At 47.6% G+C, this 19857-nt stretch carries 13 protein-coding genes; all 13 read left to right on the top strand.

The genetic code is table 11. The features are described 5' to 3' along the window. The first annotated feature begins 120 nt into the window (after positions 1–120). Positions 121–612, top strand: a complete 492-nt coding sequence (mscL, locus tag AC3WJJ_RS14540) for a large conductance mechanosensitive channel protein MscL (protein WP_422658082.1) — start codon at positions 121–123, stop codon at positions 610–612. Positions 613–966: 354 nt separating this feature from the next. Then, positions 967–2088 (top strand): deoxyribonuclease IV, encoded by a 1122-nt coding sequence (locus AC3WJJ_RS14535; RefSeq protein WP_422658081.1) that lies wholly within the window; start codon positions 967–969, stop codon positions 2086–2088. A 50-nt stretch (positions 2089–2138) separates the two neighbouring features. Further along, the gene (gene purU / locus AC3WJJ_RS14530; protein ID WP_492541641.1) at positions 2139–3035 is read left to right on the top strand and encodes a formyltetrahydrofolate deformylase; all 897 of its coding nucleotides are present in this window, start codon (positions 2139–2141) and stop codon (positions 3033–3035) included. A 262-nt stretch (positions 3036–3297) separates the two neighbouring features. Beyond that, on the top strand, positions 3298–5628 hold the full coding sequence (locus AC3WJJ_RS14525; protein WP_492541639.1) for a DUF8725 domain-containing protein: 2331 nt from the start codon (positions 3298–3300) through the stop codon (positions 5626–5628). Next, the gene (locus AC3WJJ_RS14520; RefSeq protein ID WP_492541637.1) at positions 5625–6554 is read left to right on the top strand and encodes an ABC transporter ATP-binding protein; all 930 of its coding nucleotides are present in this window, start codon (positions 5625–5627) and stop codon (positions 6552–6554) included. The genes AC3WJJ_RS14525 and AC3WJJ_RS14520 overlap by 4 nt, the downstream gene beginning before the upstream one ends. Further along, positions 6551–7483: an ABC transporter permease gene (locus AC3WJJ_RS14515; protein WP_492541635.1), complete on the top strand. Its 933-nt coding sequence runs from the start codon at positions 6551–6553 to the stop codon at positions 7481–7483. The genes AC3WJJ_RS14520 and AC3WJJ_RS14515 overlap by 4 nt, the downstream gene beginning before the upstream one ends. Positions 7484–7511: 28 nt before the next feature. Next, positions 7512–9197 (top strand): DUF8809 domain-containing protein, encoded by a 1686-nt coding sequence (locus AC3WJJ_RS14510; protein WP_492541633.1) that lies wholly within the window; start codon positions 7512–7514, stop codon positions 9195–9197. Positions 9198–9236: 39 nt separating this feature from the next. After that, entirely contained in the window at positions 9237–10226 is a 990-nt protein-coding gene (locus tag AC3WJJ_RS14505) for an AAA family ATPase (RefSeq protein ID WP_492541631.1), read from the top strand. Continuing rightward, the gene (locus AC3WJJ_RS14500) at positions 10223–11185 is read left to right on the top strand and encodes a DUF58 domain-containing protein (RefSeq protein WP_492541629.1); all 963 of its coding nucleotides are present in this window, start codon (positions 10223–10225) and stop codon (positions 11183–11185) included. The genes AC3WJJ_RS14505 and AC3WJJ_RS14500 overlap by 4 nt, the downstream gene beginning before the upstream one ends. Positions 11186–11268: 83 nt before the next feature. After that, positions 11269–13266 (top strand): vWA domain-containing protein, encoded by a 1998-nt coding sequence (locus tag AC3WJJ_RS14495; protein ID WP_492541627.1) that lies wholly within the window; start codon positions 11269–11271, stop codon positions 13264–13266. Beyond that, entirely contained in the window at positions 13250–16255 is a 3006-nt protein-coding gene (locus AC3WJJ_RS14490) for a VWA domain-containing protein (RefSeq protein WP_492541625.1), read from the top strand. The genes AC3WJJ_RS14495 and AC3WJJ_RS14490 overlap by 17 nt, the downstream gene beginning before the upstream one ends. 215 nt (positions 16256–16470) lie before the next feature. Beyond that, entirely contained in the window at positions 16471–17517 is a 1047-nt protein-coding gene (locus tag AC3WJJ_RS14485) for a 2,3-butanediol dehydrogenase (protein WP_492541623.1), read from the top strand. 321 nt (positions 17518–17838) lie between these two features. After that, complete coding sequence (tkt, locus tag AC3WJJ_RS14480; RefSeq protein ID WP_492541621.1) at positions 17839–19854, top strand: transketolase; 2016 nt, start codon at positions 17839–17841, stop codon at positions 19852–19854. Positions 19855–19857 lie beyond the last annotated feature (3 nt).

Genomic DNA, 19857 nt, shown 5'->3' with positions numbered 1-19857 from the left:
ACTTTAATAGGCTTGATAGCCTCAGTTTAGTAGCTATATAATGTGTAAGGAAAAATGATATGTACGAATCTTGTACCGAATATTGAAAATTGGTTCATTCATATAAAAGGAGGATTACGCTTGAAAGGGTTTATTAATGAGTTCAAAGAATTTGCAGTACGCGGTAACGTGATTGATCTTGCTGTCGGGGTCATCATTGGGGGCGCGTTCGGTAAGATTGTTACTTCGATTGTCAATGATATTATCATGCCTCCAATTGGGGTGTTGCTTGGTGGCGTTGACTTCAAAGATTTTATCATTAATCTCAAGCCGGATATGCATATGCCAGATGGCAGTAAGATTACGACTTTAGCAGATGCGAATGCAGTGGGTGCCCCAGTTATTGCGATTGGCCAATTCGTCAATTCCGTGATTGATTTTGTGATCGTTGCTTTCTGTATTTTCATGCTTGTTAAGGGAATCAATTGGTTAAAAAGAAAAGAGCATGAGAAGCCAGCACCTGAGAAGACTACGAAGGAATGTCCTTATTGCCTATCCGAAATTCCGGTTAAAGCTACCCGCTGCTCGCAGTGCACTTCGGTACTGGACGAGCCGGAAACAGCGAACTCCTAAGGGGTAAAGCATTCATTCTGCCCTCTTTAAACAGAGAATTTTTTAGCTTTGTGTCTTGTTATTTATGTTAGGAGCTACGAAGCAGCGGAACGGACGAAATAATTCCGTAGAAGCGAAGCGGTCGCCTTTGTCCTCGAAGGAATGTTTCGACCGTGGAGCGTCTCTCCATCGCATGATTGAAATATTTTGACCGTGGAGCGTCTCCAACAGGAAAATCAAATAGAGAATATTCACGGGCCAAAACAAACCTTACTGAATTTATGGGTAAGGTTTGTTTTTATTATGCCTCGCCTAGATTTATTTCTGTAATCACGCTAAAATAGGTGATAATTGTTTGAAAGAGAGGGATGCCACATGCTGAAAATCGGTTCCCACGTGTCCTTTTCAGGGCAGGGGCTGCTGAGTGCAGCGACAGAAGCCAAATCCTATGGCTCAAGTTCGTTTATGATATATACTGGCGCACCGCAAAATACGCGCCGTAAGCCGATTGACACGATGTTTCTAGAAGAAGGCAAAGCGATGATGCAAGAGTGCGGTATCGACGAGATCGTCGTTCACGCACCATATATTATTAACCTCGGCTCGTACAAGCCTAATACTTTTGAGCTTGCAGTGAGCTTTCTCCAAGAAGAGATCCGCCGTACGCATGCAGTTGGTGTGAAGAACATTGTTCTGCATCCGGGTGCTTTTACAGATAAAGATGCAGCATATGGAATTGACCGCATTGCCGAAGGCCTGAATGAAGTTCTCGGTGGAACAGACGAGACGGATGTAAAGATTGCACTTGAGACAATGGCGGGGAAAGGCACTGAAATCGGCCGCAGTTTTGAGGAAATTGCTCAAATCATTGACAAGGTGAAATACAATGATCGTCTGGCGATTTGTCTAGACACATGCCACATTCATGATGCTGGTTATGATATCGTGAATGACCTGGATGGTGTACTGGACGAGTTCGATCGTCTGATCGGCTTGGATCGTCTTACCGTTGTTCATATTAACGATAGTAAGAACCCACGCGGTGCGGCGAAAGACCGACACACTCCGCTTGGAACAGGCTGGATCGGATTTGATGCAATTAATAGCATCGTTCATAACGAGCGCCTGCAAGGTCGTCCATTCATTCTGGAGACGCCATGGATTGGTAAAGATGCCAAGACTCAGCGTCCAATGTATGAAATCGAGATTGCACTGCTTCGCGGTGATGTAGAGTCGCGTTTCGGTTCTGAATTCATTGCTCAGGTTGAAGAACTGGGACAGTTCTTTGCCAAAGAGGGAATTGAAGGTCGTCAGTTCGTGCTGGATACTTGGGCTGTACTGAAGAATGATGCCAAAGCGAAAAAGGCAGATCCTCGGGAGCCGATGGAACGTCTTTATGATATGGTGACGGCTGCTGGTTTATTGCAAGAATGCAACGAGGAACAGATCAACCAGCGCATTATCGCTTGGCTAGCTGGTAAAGGACAGCAGGCTTAATTTTATCGCAAGAATTTATGGGGTTTATAGAGGAGGGACGAGTCGTCTTTATGGATATTCAAGCAAAAAAGAACTTGCCGTCAGAGGCAGGACAATATTTGAATCGCGCTCGTATGCTTATCGCTTGTCCAGACGGACCAGGAATCGTAGCTGCGGTATCACACTTTTTGCACCAGCATGGTGCCAATATCGTGCAATCTGACCAATATACGATGGATCCGGATGGCGGCATGTTCTTCATGCGTATCGAGTTCGATCTGCCAGAACTTGCGGCGAAGCTTCATGATCTTGAGCAATCCTTCAGCAGCGTAGCTGAGAAATTCCAGATGGAATGGAGCATGAATCACGTTGCTCGCAAGAAACGGCTTGCTATTTTCGTATCGAAAGAGGATCACTGTTTGGTAGAACTGCTGTGGCAGTGGCAGGCAGGAGACCTCGACGCGGATATTGCGCTTGTAGTCAGCAACCACCTAGATATGAAGGAATATGTAGAGTCTTTCGGAATTCCGTATCATCATATTCCGGTTACTGCGGATACGAAGCCGGAAGCAGAGAAGCGTCAGCTTGAAGTGATTGGCGATGATATCGATGTCATCATCCTTGCTCGTTACATGCAGATCATCTCACCTACTTTCATCACGCATTACCGGAATCGTATCATTAATATTCATCACTCCTTCCTTCCGGCGTTTGTCGGTGGTAAACCTTACGCACAGGCTTATCAGCGTGGTGTGAAGATTATTGGTGCTACGGCTCACTATGTAACAGAAGAGCTAGACGGTGGGCCGATCATTGAGCAAGACGTACAGCGTGTAAGCCATCGTGATGACGTGAATGAGCTGAAGCGTATCGGAAGAACCATTGAACGGGTTGTGCTTGCGAGAGCCGTGAAATGGCATATTGAGGATCGAATCCTTGTTCATCAGAATAAAACGGTAGTATTTTAAACGACCGCTTCTAATCATAATCATCGATTTATTGGAGCAGCTGAGTTTGCTGCAATTTGGATCATACATCCCGCTCCATTTTTGGAGACGGGGTGTTTTTTTGTCTAAAAAGGATGTTAAGGCAAACTTTTGAATGGAGAGACTCGTCATTAACTAGGAGATCGTTCAAAAACCGTAAATAGTCGTTATGAGAAAAACCATGTTTAGTAGCTATTAATTAGAAGAGAGGGGAATCATCATTTTGTCGTTTTATAAAAAATTAATGGGGATCATGGTGCTATCCATTGCGCTGTTCCTTACAGCGGTGCTTCCGTATCCGTTAATGGGCGGAACAGCATATGCTGATGGCGCGAAGATTGAACTGAAGACCGAGATTGGATACAAAGGAAACCTCAAACAGGACAAGTGGAATCCATTGAAGTTGACACTAACAAGTGACCGCGACATTTCCGGAGATATTGTTCTGCGGGTAACCAATACGAATGGAAACGGTCAGGAGGCGGCTTATGTCCAGCATGTCGAGCTGCCGAAGGATACGCCAAAGGAATTGATTATGGCCGTTCCTGGATTTTACTACAATAAGGACAACAATGAAATTACATTCTATGAAGGTTCATACAAGAATGGTAAGCCGGTTAAATTCGCAGCAGGTAAGAACATAATCCAGAAGGCGTCAATGCAGAATGGGCTTGTAGGCGTTCTATCTGATGATCCAGATACGATGAATTTCCTGAGTGCACTGAACGCAAAAGGGACTTCGCTTATCACAGTTCCTATGACAGAAGAGGATATCTCTAGTGATCCGATGCTGCTGGATGGGTTAGATGTCCTTGTCATTAATAATTTTGCATCCGATATATTGTCGAAACAGCAACAGGATTCAATTAAGTCATGGGTGGAATCCGGTGGATCGCTCGTATTGGCTGGTGGAGCTGGATACTCCAAGACAGCCGCTCCATTCACAGATATTGCACCTGTTCAAGGAAATGGAACGATGGAGGTAGGGACTCTTCCTGAACTTCAAAAGCTTGGTGGTAAAGTACTGAAACTCGATGGTGAATTTACCATTTCGAAAGCCACTTTAGTAGAAGGCGCAAATGTTGAAAGTCAAACAGCGGGCGTTCCTCTCTTTGCTTCGCGAAGCATTGAGCAGGGAAAAGTGTATTATGCGGCTTATGATGTGGCAATGGAGCCAGTTAGTTCATGGGCTGGTCATAGTACAGTATGGGCATCTGTTCTTAAAGATGCACTTCCATTGACGAATAACTACTACGGGTCAACCTTAGATAACTTAAGTTATGTGCTCGATTATTTCCCTTCCTTAAAAATGCCATCATTCCAAGTACTTCTATGGTTGCTTATTGGTTATGCACTTATCGTTGCACCCGTACTTTATTATATTTTGAAAAAAGCAGATAAGCGTGAATGGGCTTGGTTCCTTATTCCGCTGATTGCCGTAATCGCAAGTGGAACTGTTTATGTGATTGGTTCTTCGGATAAGACTCAAGAAATGGCTCATACGATTAACATCATGGAGCTGAATGGAGAAGGAAGTGCGGTGAAAACAACAGCCTCAGCTTTCTTCACACCGAGAAGTGGTGATTACGAGTTAGAGTTCCCTACGAATACGTATCTGAAAACCCAGCGTTCAGGCGGTACCTTTGGCGGTGGGATATCAGAGAATAAGAATTATATTCGTATCGAAGATGAACAGACCAAGCTGGAATTAAGAGATATGCCGCAGTGGTCTTTGGCTAAATTATCAGCCGAATATACGGGAACTGAAAAGTCAGGACAAATTCAGACCGAGTTGAAATTGGATAGCAAAGGTCAACTAACAGGTAAAGTGACGAATGAGACGACGAATGATCTTAAAGAGGTTGTCCTTGTTATTGGGGGGAAAGCACATAAGCTCGGGGATATTGCATCTAAGGGCTCAGCGGATGTTCCTACATCAGGCAACGCGGTTATGAAAATCATGGGTGGTGACTTAAGCGGCATGATCTACCCTTACAACCAAAACAATGATCAATATAATCGTCATCGAGATATACTATCCTCCTACACGAGCAGATCGAGTACGACCATTAAAGATGCTTATGTATTTGGCTGGAGTGAGGATAAGTTAACGAGTTATAAACTAAAGGGGAAGGAAGTGCAGAGTGATCAGCTCAACTTCTGGATCCAACCCGTGACTATGGAATGGGGGCAAAATGGGACCGTAAATATTCCATACGGATATCTCAATGCCCAGGTAGCGCAAGCCAATGCTCCTACATTCTTTGTTAATCCTTATGGAATAGAATTGGCACAAGGGACCATGGTTGCTGAGTTCCCGCTAATGTCAGCGATGGACATAAATTATTCCGAATTCTCAATTAAGGGAACAAAGCTTGGCGGAGGTATGACGATGGAGATATGGAATGCTGCCGATAATACGTGGGAGCCGATTGATAGTAAAGGTGTCTTTACCGTGAAAGACAATACGGAGAAATATATTGTGGATAAGAAGATTCGATTCTCCGTTACTGCTAAGGATCAGGGAATGTTTCAGATGCCGGAGCTGTCGCTGAAAGGGGAAGTAAAAGAATGATTGAGATTAGAGACTTAAGTAAGCATTATGGGACCTTCCATGCGCTGAAGGGAATCTCGTTGGATATCGAAAAAGGAACCGTATTCGGATTTGTTGGCCCGAATGGAGCTGGCAAATCGACCACGATGTCTATTTTGGCGACACTGGCACTTCCAAGCTCAGGCACAGCTAAAGTGGGCGGATATGAGGTGACCGAATACCCTAAGGAAGTTCGTAAGCGGATCGGGTATATGCCGGACTTCTTCGGTGTATATGACCAGCTCAAGGCAACGGAATATCTTCATTTCTATGGAGCGAGTTATGGAATTCCGCGTACAGATCGGGAGAAGCTTATCCCCCAGCTGTTAGAGCTTGTGAACTTGAGCGATAAGGCTGATGCCTATGTAGATAGTCTTTCACGTGGTATGAAGCAGCGTCTCTGTCTAGCAAGATGTCTGGTTCATGATCCGGATGTGCTTATTCTGGATGAGCCAGCTTCGGGGCTTGATCCAAGGGCGCGAATTGAAATGCGTGAGATTCTCAAGGAATTGAAACTGATGGGTAAGACAATCATTATCTCATCACATATACTGCCGGAGCTTGCAGAGATGGTAGACGAGATTGGCGTTATTGAGCATGGTGAAATGATTGCCCAAGGCAAGGTATCCGATATTCAGAATCGACTCAGGGTCAAAAAGGTCATTCATATTCGCACACTGGGGCAAGAGGATAGCCTAGCTGGGAAGCTGCGTGACGAGCCATTCGTTACATCGGTCTTAACGGATAATACAGGCGTTCATGTTCATTTTAGCGGTGATGATCATCAGCAAAGTGCTCTGCTGCAACAAGTCATATCATGGGGAATACCTGTGGTGTCTTTCCAGGAAGCACAAAGTAATCTTGAAGATGTGTTCTTGGAAATTACGAAAGGGGGGACTCAGGTATGAATTGGAGCAGAAGAATGATTAACCCTGTAATGGATAAAGAGTTCCGGCTACGTATGCGTTCTCCTCGTTCCATGTTGTCTGTGTTGTTCTATGTATTGGCACTGGGTGCGATTGCTATGGGATTCATATACATCTTTCTATATTTAGGACAGAACAATTCTCAGCGCTTCGATCCTACGAGAAGCCAGCTCATGTTCTATGTGCTTAGCTTCGCCCAGCTCGTATTGATCGCATTTATGGCACCGGCACTCACAGCGGGTGTCATCAGTAGTGAGCGGGAGAAGCAGACGCTCAGTATGCTGCTTACAACGCAGCAAAGTTCGGCGACAATCGTGCTTAGTAAGCTGGTTTCGTCCCTTAGCTTCATGACATTGATTATCGTGTCGACACTCCCCATCTACAGTATCGTGTTTCTGTACGGAGGGATTTCTCCTAAGCAACTGGTATCCGTATTCTTGTTCTATCTCTTTGTGATGCTGCTCTTAGGTTCGTTAGGAGTGATGTTCTCGACTCTTTTCAAAAAGACGATTGTAGCGATTATTGTAACTTATGGAACAGGGCTCGTTATCTTCTTGGTTACAGGTTTACTATATTTGTTCTTCTTAGGGATTGAGCAGCGGAATATGTTCATGTCTCCTACACCTACAACGCAGACACATTCATGGATTGGTTACATGCTCGGCCTGAATCCTGCGGGAGCGATGGTTAGTATATTCGAACCGTCATTTTCGAAAGAGGTGTTCCTAGTACAGGGAGGGACGCTTAATAGTAAAGCCCCGATATCATTATGGCTTGAATTTATACTTGTGTATTCGGTAGTTATTGTTGTTTCGCTATGGGTTGCCATCCGCCGAATCCGCCCTGTACGCAGAGGAAAGTTATTTGGTAGAAAAAAGGCATCGAGCCCTATGCCGGATGCTAGTGTCTAAGCCTTAAAAGACCGGAGGGTAGTACAAGATGGACAATATTATGCGTTTCATTGAAATGGCCCGTCGCAGGCTACAGCGATTCCGGATGATTGCATATGCTTTAACAGGTCTAGCTGCAGGGTTTGCAGCTGCGTTACTTCTGCTCATTATCGGGAGATTCATACCTATTCTATGGCTTCAGGTAGCTGTTTACATTCTGCCCGTCGCTGGAGTCGTACTCGGATTGGTGATCGGTTGGTTCCGTAGAGTCCCTGTACAGGATGCTGCTTCGGTGATGGATGAATCGATAGAAGGAACAGAGCGGAGCGACATGATGGTCACCGCTCTCTCCTTCAAGGAAGACGAATCGCTGGCTGCACAGTTTCAGCGGAATCAAGCAGAGAGGTATGCTGGACAATTTGCAGCTACCATCAAGCACCGCTTGCCTACACCGAAATGGAAGAAGCAACTTGTCATATGCTGCGCTGGGCTCGTTGCCGTTCTAATCATGGTATTCATTCCGAATCCGATGGATAAGAAGGTCGAAGCTGCCAAAGAACAACAGACCTGGGTCAAGCAGCAGGTGAAAGAGACGGAAAAGCTGGCTGAAGAGCTAAAGAAAGAACTTATAAAGCCGGAGGATAAACAGAAGCTTCAAGAGCAGATTGATGCGTTAAAGAAACAGCTCGAGAAAATGAAGGATCCTGAGAAGGCACTTGAGAAGCTAGAAGAAGTGATGAAGCAGCTGGAGAAGACGGTAAAGAAGCAAGAAGAACAGACCAAGGCGATCTCCGAGCTGGCGAAGCAAATGATGAACAATAAAGCGATGGCGAACGCAGGAAAGAGTCTTCAGCAAGGCAAAGCCGAACAGCTGAAGCAGGAAATGAAGAAGCTGACAGAGCAGGTTAAGAAGATGTCCGAAGAAGAGAAGAAAAAGCTGTCTGAGGCGCTAAAGCAAATGGCTGCTGAAGCAGCCAAAAATCCCGAAGCTGATAAGTTAAAGGATGCTCTTCAAAAAGCCGCAGAAGCATTGAAGTCCGGAAAGCAGCTGACGAAGGAACAGGAAGAAGCTCTTCAGAAGCTTGCCGAGGAACTTGCAAAAGCTGCAGAAGCGAAACAATCTTCAAATGCTGCCTCAAAGGCTGCTTCTGATCTCGCTGCTGCATTAGCTTCCCAAGGTCTAAGTCTAGCTGATAAAATGGCTGCCGCAGGTATGTCGGTGTCCGATACTTGGAGTACCGGAGGAAGCGCAGAGGCATTAGCTCAGGCTGGCCTGAGCGAAGGCTCAAATGATGGTGAGAGCGAAGACGAAGAATCTGACGAAGAAGGTTCGGGCTCAGGAAGCGGTGAAGGATCTGGTAAAGGTTCCGGTAGCGGCTCGGGTTCAGGTAGTGGCTCAGGATCTGGAAATGGGTCAGGAACAGGTACAGGAACAGGTTCGGGTCAAGGAGCTGGTGCAGGATTAGGCTCAGGGGGGCGTGAACTGGTGACAACTCCTCGAGACTTGAAAGGAAGCGGAAATGTGAAGAACGATTCCGGTGCCCTGAACGGTAAAGGTGGCGAAGTTCAAAAAGGCGGCGTATCACCGACCATACCGGGAACTTCCAGACCTTATGAGGAAGTATATAAGGACTATGCTGCCGAGGCGCGAAAGTCACTGGGGCGGAATCCCTTGCCTGAGCAGATGCAGGGACTGGTGGAGGATTATTTCACTCAGATCAATCCCAATCCGTAGCTGTTATAAATATAGAACGATGAAGAGAGGTAGCAATCCATGTCTGAAATTACAGTTAAACCACAGGAATGGGTAGACAATATATCAAAACTGAGGAACCAGATCGGTGAAGTCATTGTAGGACAGCAGGAAGTTGTTGAGCAGATGCTGTGGTGTATTTTTGCTGGGGGGCATGCACTTCTGGAAGGTATTCCGGGGCTCGGGAAAACAATGCTTGTTCGTACGGTGTCTGAGGCACTCGATTTATCTTTCTCACGGATTCAGTTTACGCCGGACTTGATGCCGAGCGATATTACAGGAACGAATATTTTATCTTTTGGTCAGCAAGGTAGCACAGGAATGTCATTTCAAAAAGGACCTCTCTTCAGCAGCATCGTGCTTGCCGATGAGATTAACCGTGCCACACCGAAAACGCAAAGTGCGCTGCTTGAAGCGATGCAGGAGAAGACGGTTACGGTTGGTAGTGAGACGCACCGACTTCCGAAGCCCTTCTTCGTATTGGCTACGCAGAATCCGCTTGAGAACGAAGGGACTTATCCGCTGCCGGAAGCTCAGTTAGACCGGTTTCTCTTGAAGATTGAGGTTTCGTATCCAAGCGCAGATGAACTGAAGGAAATTGTGAGAAGAACGACATCTTCCCAAGAGACTGAGGTTCAAAGACAAATGTCTGCTGAACAACTCCTCGAAATTCAGCACGGTGCCAAAGAGGTGCTCGTGGCTGAGGAGATTCTCGACTATGCGGTCAAGCTGTTAATGATGACCCATCCAGAAGAAGCAACAGCACCGGATGAGGTTCGTAAGTATGTTCGATTCGGCTCTGGTCCACGTGGGGTCCAATCCATCATTTCGGTTGGCAAGGTACGTGCGCTCTGTAATGGACGAATGCACTTATCTACAGGAGATATTCGGGCAGTAGCATTACCTGCACTGCGACACCGGCTATTCTTGAACTTTGAAGGGCAAGCGATGGGTGTAACGACAGACCAGGTGATTCAGGCTGTACTGGATAAACTGGAGGGAACAGCATGAGCAAAACCGGACATCTGCTTCCGCCTGAGTGGATGACTCGCCTAGAGCGGCTCAGTCTAGGCGCAAGAACGAGGGTGGCCGGCACGTTACAAGGAAAGCGGCGCTCCCGCCGTCTTGGTTCGTCGCTTGAGTTCGCAGATTATCGCCTGTATACACCCGGTGATGATGTGCGGCGGTTTGATTGGGGAGTGTATTCCAGAACAGGTAAGGCGTTTGTACGTCAGTTCATGGACGAGCAGGAGCTTATGGTGAGTATTTACGTGGATTGCTCTGCCTCGATGAATGCAAGAACGTCAACTTCTTCGCTCGACTTATCCCCGTCTATGGGAGGCAATACATCTAGAGAGGACTCACAGGGGTCAAAATGGCTGCTCGCTAGACAATTAGCAGCAAGCATTGGTTACATGGCCCTATCGTCTTATGATCGTTTGCAGGTGGCTTGTTACAGTCGTACGCTCGATTCAAGGCTGCCCGTTCTTCGAGGAAAAGGAGCAGCCCATCGGTTATTCTCTCACCTGCAGCAAGCTCCTACTGGCGGAGATGGAAGTCTTGCAGCGGCCCTGTCGGTACCTGGTGCATTACCAAGACTTCCTGGAATGACCTGGATCTTCTCGGACTTTTGGCTAGAGGGTGGAGAAGAGGAGTTATCTAGATCATTGTCACTATTAGCCGGAGCCGGTCAGGAAACGGTGTTAGTTCATGTTTTATCGAGAGAAGAACTGGAACCACGCCTTTCTGGAGACTTAAGACTAGTGGACAGTGAGCGGATGACGGGGAAAGAAGTTGCTATAACGGGGCGTGTGCTGGATGCATATCGAGAGGAATTGGAGAATTATCGTCAGATGTTAGCCAGGGTATGCGCAGAGCGTGGTATGACCTATGTACTCATTCCGGCGGATATGCCGCTACAGGAAGCGGTATTCGGCATTCTGGCAGGTGCTGGACTGGTTAAGGGTTAGCTTTGGTATAAGGGCCTTTACGGTTTTGTTCATACGAAGGTTCTTAGGCTATACCAGGCAGCGGTTTTAAGGAGGAGGACTTTTTGGGGATTCAATCTTGGGTTAGTCTATGGTTCGGACTTGCTATACCAGCCATCGTGCTGATGTATATGTTTAAGCGAAAATATATAGATACAACAGTGCCGAGCCATATGCTATGGGACCGAGTACTGCGTAATTTGGAGGCGAACCGGCCCTGGCAGAAGCTGCAAAATCGATTATTGTTATGGTTGCAGCTACTGGCAGCAGCTATCATTATTTTCGCGCTGATGCAGCCTTTTTTGAAGGTGTCCGGCAGTGGGAGTCAGCATATCGTTATCGTCGCCGATACCTCAGGCAGCATGAGCGCGGAGGCGGAAGTTCAAGGCGGATTAACGAAACCGAAGGACGAAGCGGGCACGTTTACTAGGCTTGATCTATTGAAGGAACGTATTCAGGAATACGTTAAAGATCAGGGGAAGGGCAAAGACATTACACTGTTGACCGTCGGTGCAAGACCCATTACGTTGCTGTCGCGTGAAGAGGACAGGGATGTAATTCGGAAGGTAGTAGATGAAATGCAGCTTTATTACGGACAAGCTTCCTACAGAGAGACGCTTTCACTAGCGTCAGCTTTAACACGTGAGGAAACGGATGCAGAAGTGATCGTGTTCACTGACGGGCAGTGGAAGGAAGATACGGATCAGATGGTATTCAATGTACCGATATCTGTTGAGAAAATAGCTGGGGGATTGCCACTAAATTATGCGGTTGAACAGTTCGGTGTTTCAAACAAAGAATCAAACGCAGCTGCACCCAGCTCTGCAATAGCTGTGATCAGTAGTAACTCAGCACAGGCTGTGGAGGTGGAAGCGAATCTATATGGCGATGATAAGCTGCTCATAAGCAGAGAAGTGGAAGTGAAATCCGGAGCAAAAGCGACAGTCACGTTTGCAGATATTCCGTTTGCAGAGGTGTACCGTCTGGAGCTTGCCGGGGATGATGAGTATCGCGCGGATAATGAGTCGTATGCTTTTGGCACGAAGCTCGGAAGCTCAAGGGTTCTGCTGCTCACGCCGGGGAACATGTTTCTGGAAAAGGCACTTCAATTAAGCGGAGCAGAAGTAACGAAGGTTGTTGTGAACACGGAGAGCACTGCAGGCACGGCTGTAGAAACAGGACAGAGTAATGAAGTGCCTGTTCCCGCGGGGGATTTTGACCTGATCGTGATGGATGGATCGATGCCAGAAGCTTATACCAAGGGAGAGTGGGCTGTATTAACAGACAAAACTCCTCTCTGGACCATAGGTACTCAAGGGACGAAGAAGCCGAACCCTGGAGGTCGACCGGTCATGGTCAGTCACCCGGTAACATCGTATATTACGTTATCTGGCGTATATGTTGGTAATTTAGTGGACGAACAACCCATCTGGGGTGAGCCGATCATTAAGTTTGGAGATACGCCTGTCGTTTATGCAGGTAAAGAGGGGGGATATCCCCGTTTATCCTTCGGTTTTTTACTACAGGATAGCGATCTTCCCTTATCATCAGAGTTTCCTGTGCTTGTGAATAATGCACTGAAATGGTTGACCGCAGGTAAAGGAAGTGGGCTCGGTCGTTACATGGCTGGGGCTGTTGCTGATATTCCGATTGCTGCAGACACCGTGAAGGCAGGATTTGTTGCCAAAGATGGATTAGCACTTGAGCGTGGTGTCGCACCGAGTGAAGCAATGCGTACGGATAAAGGATTTTCAGCAGCACAAACGGTGCCTGAAACGCCAGGGTTATATGTTTTTGAACAAGAGAACAAGGCCGGAGAGAAGATCAGTTATTCGCTTGCTGTAATCTCTGATCCATTTGAAGGGGAGCTATCGATAGGCAAAGGTCCTCTCGTAAGTCAATCAGCTGATGGGCAGACCGAAGGAGAGAAGGATGGCGCGGCTCCTACTTCATCGAACAATGCGGATACGAGTGCAACTTCACTTATTCCGTGGCTTGCGGCATTAGCGCTTGCTGTGATTGCGGCAGAATGGGGGGTGTACCAGCGTGGGCGTTCAATTTAGTATGCCGTGGTTTTTATTGCTGCTGATTCCGGCTGGAGCGTTTCTCTATTATGCTTATAAATCGGATTTTCGGTTAGGTGGTTTCCGTAAGAAACTTGCATTATTTCTTAGAGCTTGCGTTATTATCTTACTTATTTTTGTCTTATCGGGACTTCATGGATTTACGATTCTACACGATAAACAGGTTGTCTATCTGGCAGACCGTTCTGACAGTATGGGAGACACATCAAGGCTCAGTGAATGGATTCAAGCTTCTATTAAAGCGAAAGGTGAGGAAGATAGCACTGCTCTTGTCTCTACAGGACTTGAGGGAGCCGTTGAACGTAAACTATCTTTCTCGGAGGAAGCAGGGGCTTCACTTAATGCAGCGTTAGAGGGTAAGTTCACGGGTCTTGAATCCGGACTTCAGCTCGCAGGTAATCTATTCGAAGGTACGGCGGATTCTCGGATTGTGCTGCTCTCGGATGGAGAAGAGAATGTTGGCAGTATGCTGGGCGTAGGAAGATTGCTGAAGGATCGCGGGATCGCGGTTGATGTTTTGCCTGTTCCACAGCTAGATATCAAGGATGCTGCTGTTGAGGAATTACGTGTACCAGATAAGTTGTATCAAGCTGAATCGTTCTATGTCGAAGTGATGATCAAGAGTACGTTTAAGACTAATGGAGAACTGCGAATCTATGAGGATAACCGGGAGATCGGACGGGAGCGTGTAGAGCTTTCTGCAGGCGAGAATCGCTTTGCTGTAAAAGGTCTAGCGAAGTCGCCGGGTCTTCACAGATATAAGGCTGAGATCTTCATGGATGGTGACGAATCAGCTGCGAACAATGCAGGATATGACTTCACGCGTGTAGATGGTCCGCCGAACGTGCTGATTGTTGAGGGTACGCCGGGGACATCCGGGAACATTACCGCTGCACTGAAATCCGGCATGATTGGCACGGAAGTGATTCCACCACATATGCTTCCGCTTGAGCCTGCGAAGTATGCTGTGTATGACAGTATTATTTTTAATAATGTATCGGGTAGTAATGTCGGTGGGAAGCAGATGGAACTGATTGAGCAGGCTGTGCGAAGCTTCGGGATCGGGTTCATGATGGTTGGAGGCGAGGATAGCTTTGGGATGGGTGGTTACTTCAAGACACCGATTGAAAAAGCACTTCCTGTCTCTATGGAGCTCGAAGGCAAACGTGAGATTCCATCCCAAGGATTGATTCTAGTAATCGACCGCTCCGGTAGTATGAGTGGGGAAAAGATAGAGCTTGCCAAAGAATCAGCGATGCGCACCGTGGAGCTACTACGCTCCAAAGATACAGTAGGTGTGGTTGCATTTGATGATCAGCCATGGTGGGTCGTTACACCGCAGAAGCTGGGCGATAAGAAGGATGTGCTTGAATCCATTCAGTCCATCCCGAGTGCGGGCGGAACGAATATTTATCCAGCCGTGGAGTCGGCTCTGAATGAGATGCTGAACATTAAAGCGCAGAGAAGACATATTATCCTTATGACCGATGGTCAATCGGCTTTGCATTCGGGCTACGATGATCTAACCAGTACGATGGTGAAGAATAAGATCACGTTATCATCGGTCGCTGTAGGTATGGATGCAGACCGTAATCTACTGCAATATCTTGCGGATGCCGCAAAAGGTCGGTACTACTATGTTGAGGATGAGACGACACTTCCTGCTGTATTCAGCCGGGAGGCTGCGCTGATGGCGAAGTCGTATATTGTGGATAAGCCTTTTGTTCCTGCGATACAAAATGCGGGGGACTGGACTTCACTATTCGATCAAGGTGTACCTGGATTATATGGTTATGTGGCAACTACGGCCAAAGCATCAGCCCAAACGGTGCTGGTGAGCCCAGAGCCCGATCCAATCCTTGCAAGATGGCAGTATGGCTCTGGTCGAACGGTAGCATGGACGAGTGACCTTAGTGGAAAGTGGTCGAAGGAGTGGGTGTCATGGCCTGCATTCGCGGATACTTTAACGGAAATGGTAAAGTGGACCTTTCCGCAATTCACGTCCTCGCCCTATGAAGTATCAACGACCACAGCGGGTAATCAGGTTAAGCTGCAGGTGGAAGAGAGTAGCGATAACCCACCTGAGAAGATGGTTGCTAAGATCTCCGGAGATGAAGCCGGGGAGAAGACCGTTGACCTCGTGCAAGAGGCACCCGGACGTTACACGGGTCAAGTTCAAGTGTCTAAACCTGGTGCATTTCTGATGTCACTTGAAGATGTTAGTGGAGGACAGTCCGTTCAAGCTGCGCCAGGCACAGGTTTTGTTGTTCCATATTCGCCGGAGTACCGCATATCTTCGGGAGGCGGTGAAGATGGGCTCAAGAAGCTGGCTGAGCTAACCGGTGGTCGTGTTCTCTCCTGGGACAAGCCGGAGGATGTATTCGACCGTGAGGCAACGTCTAGACGGGTGCTCCATGATTGGAGCTACCCGCTGCTCATAGCGGCCCTCCTCTTGTGGGTCGCCGACATCGCCGTGCGGCGCCTGGCTCTGCCATGGGCCGCCATCGGCACTCGCGTGGCCGCCCTGCTCCGCAGGCGGCCAGCTCCTGCCGCCGAGGCCGGGCGTGACGCCGGCCTCGATCGGCTCGCTGCGCGCAAGGAGCGCGCTGCGAGCTTCTACGGCAGCAGCGGCGGCTCCGCCAAGCCGCCTGCTGCCGAGGTGCCCGCGCAGCCACGTGATCGCGGCGCGGGCAGCGGCGAAGCCGTGGGCGGGGGAACCGCCCCGGCTTCCAGCGCACCGGCGGGGGGCCGTAAGGCCCCGCCGGAGGCGCGCATGCCGCAGCGGCCGAAGGCACCGCTGCGGGAAGAGCCGCCGGCCAAGGCGAAGCCGGCCGGCACAGCGGGCGGGCGCGCTGCAAGCCCGCCGTCCCCACCACCGCCGAAGCCGAAGGCAGCCGGCGATGGTGAGGAGCAAAGCGGATCTGCCATGGACCGTCTACTCAAGGCCAAAAACCGCAATGCACGCTAAGCATTTAGTATGTTGTATTACCCTTTATCCCGTCTTCAAGCTACAGAGCTTGGAGACGGGATTTTTTTAATTACTTACTTCGAAGTAAGTAATTGTAAATGGTAGTTCTCGATTGACATAAGTTTAATATATTACCTTTGTTTAAAATTAAAATAAGGCGTAGAGTTGAGGTGTAAGAAGCGATTAACAAAATTTACATCAGGAGATGATTTTTGATGAAAGCTTTGAGATGGCACGGCGTTAAAGATTTGAGATTGGAAAACATTGTAGAACCGAAGCCTGCTAAAGGTGAGGTAAAAATAAAAGTTGAATGGTGCGGGATTTGCGGTAGCGACTTGCACGAATATACGGCGGGTCCGATTTTTATTCCGCTGGAAACACATCCGCTGAGTGGAGATAAAGCCCCAGTTGTTATGGGTCATGAATTTTCCGGACAAGTTGTTGAAGTTGGAGAAGGTGTAACGAGAGCAAACGTTGGAGATCGGGTTGTTGTTGAGCCAATATATGCGTGTGGAACTTGCGAAGCTTGTAAACAAGGCAAATACAATTTGTGCGACAAAATGGGCTTCTATGGTCTCGCTGGTGGTGGCGGTGGTTTCTCTGAGTTCGCTGCTGTACCTGAAGTGATGATTCATAAAATTCCAGAATCGGTATCCTATGAGCAAGGTGCGCTAGTTGAACCATCTGCTGTAGCTCTGCATGCCGTGCGATCAAGCAAATTAAAAGTAGGAGACAAAGCCGCTGTATTTGGTACAGGTCCTATCGGACTGCTAGTGATTGAAGCATTGAAAGCTTCCGGCGCTTCTGAAATTTATGCTGTTGAGCTGTCTGAAGAGCGTAAGCAAAAAGCAGCCGAGCTTGGTGCTATTGTCATCGATCCGAAAGAATATGACGCTGTAGAGGAAATTCATAAGCGCACGAACGGTGGCGTTGAGGTTTCCTTTGAAGTTACGGGCGTTCCTCCTGTGTTAACACAAGCGATCAATGCCACAAGAATTGGCGGAGAAACGATGATCGTCAGCATTTTTGAGAAAGAAGCTTCGATCCACCCGCAAAACATTGTATTAAAAGAACGTACAGTCACTGGTATTATCGGATACCGCGATGTGTTCCCGGCGGTCATCAGCTTGATGGCTCAGGGCTACTTCCCAGCTGATAAATTGGTGACCAAACGAATTAAGCTGGATGAAGTGATTGATGAAGGTTTCGAAGGCCTGCTCCGAGAAAGAAACCAAGTTAAGATTTTGGTGAAAGCTGAATAGAGAACGATGAACCGGAATTCCAAGAAATGTGGAGTTCCGGTTTTTTTATTATGTAAAGACTACATAGGGATTATTCAATAAATAGTCATTTCCTCCATGCTTCAACTAGATATTTCCCGGTTATAACCCCTGTTATAAAGGACATAATGCATGAAGGACTGGACTGTCTTTTAGCAAGAAAAGAAATCGTGTGTGGAAATGCAAAGATACAGATGATACAATAAGAGTCAAAATGATATTCTCAACATTCCTAACTGCCTTTTTAACCTAATAAATGTAGGTGGAATGGAATTCAAGCACCGTATTTGAGGAGGACGAATCATGACAACCAATCAGACAATTGACAACTTGTCCATTGCTACAATCCGGACACTAGCTATTGACGCTATTGAAAAGGCGAAATCGGGTCATCCCGGCATGCCAATGGGTTCCGCACCAATGGGTTACCAACTATTTGCCAAAACGATGAACCATAACCCGGATCAGCCAACGTGGATCAACCGCGACCGTTTCGTTTTATCAGCAGGTCACGGCTCGATGCTTCTTTACAGCTTGCTTCACCTTACAGGATACGATGTATCGATGGATGATCTGAAACAATTCCGTCAATGGGGAAGTAAAACTCCGGGTCACCCAGAATTTGGACATACTGCAGGCGTTGATGCAACGACAGGACCACTTGGTCAGGGTGTTGCAATGGCTGTTGGTATGGCTATGGCTGAGGCCCACATGGGTGCTGTTTACAATAAAGACAACTATAAGGTCGTAGACCATTTCACTTATGCTATTTGCGGCGATGGAGACTTAATGGAGGGTGTGTCCGCTGAGGCAGCTTCCATGGCAGGTCATATGAAGCTTGGTAAATTGATCATGCTGTATGATTCCAATGATATCTCCCTTGATGGTGAGCTCAATCTTGCATTCTCTGAAAATGTAGCGAAGCGCTTTGAAGCTTATGGCTGGCAAGTTCTGCGCGTAGAAGATGGTAATGATCTGCCTGCAATCGAGAAAGCAATCTCCGAAGCACAAGCTGATCTGAACCGTCCTACATTGATTGAAGTGAAGACTGTGATTGGTTACGGAAGCCCGAACAAGCAAGGTAAGGGTGGACATGGCGGTACTCACGGATCTCCACTTGGCGCTGAAGAAGCTAAGTTGACTAAAGAATTCTACAAATGGGTTTATGAAGAGGATTTCTATGTTCCGGAAGAAGTACGTGAACATTTCGCACAAGTGAAAGAACGCGGTATCGCTTCTTACAAAGCGTGGGAAGAGCAGTTTGCGAAATATAAAGCAGCTTACCCTGAGCTTGCAGCTCAGTTCGAAAGAGCCGTATCTGGCGAACTTGCTGAAGGTTGGGACAAGGATCTTCCTAAATACAGCACAGAAGATAAAGCCGTATCGACACGTATTGCTTCTGGTAAAGCGTTGAATGGCTTGGTTGAAGGCGTACCGAATCTGCTAGGTGGATCTGCTGACCTCGAAAGCTCAACCATGACGCATTTGAACGACTTGGCTTCCTTCACGCCAGAAAGCTACGAAGGACGCAATGTTTACTATGGTGTTCGTGAATTCGCAATGGCAGCTGCAATGAACGGTATCGCACTGCATGGCGGACTTAAAATCTTCGGTGGTACATTCTTCGTATTTACAGATTATCTGCGTCCGGCTATCCGTTTGGCTGCGATCATGAAATTGCCTGTAACGTACGTGCTGACACATGACAGTATCGCTGTTGGGGAAGATGGCCCGACTCACGAGCCGATCGAGCAACTTGCATCCCTGCGTATTATCCCTGACTTAACGGTTATCCGTCCGGCTGATGCGAATGAAACTTCCGCGGCATGGGCTTATGCGGCTGAGAACCAAGACCGTCCTGTTGCTCTTGTTCTTACTCGTCAGAACCTGCCAATCCTTGATGCTACAGCGGACAATGCTCGTGAAGGCATTAAGCGCGGTGCTTATGTCGTTGCTGATGCTAAAGAAGGTAAGGCTCAAGCACAGATTATTGCAACGGGTTCAGAAGTTCAACTGGCTGTAAAAGCACAAGAAGCACTTGCTGAAGAAGGTATTCAGGTTCGTGTTATCAGCATGCCAAGCTGGGATCTGTTCGATAAACAGGATCAAGCATATAAAGACTCTGTCTTGTTGCCTGACGTAAAAGCGCGTCTTGCTGTTGAAATGGCTCATCCGTTTGGATGGGAGCGTTATGTAGGAGACAAAGGTGACATTCTGGGTATCTCCACATTCGGCGCTTCGGCTCCTGGTGACCGTGTCATTGCAGAATACGGCTTTACAGTAGAAAATGTGGTTAGCCGAGTGAAGGCACTCATCTAATCA

This window comes from Paenibacillus sp. FW507-14B1B (assembly GCF_058781425.1).
This window is presented reverse-complemented; position numbering and strand designations above follow the sequence as displayed.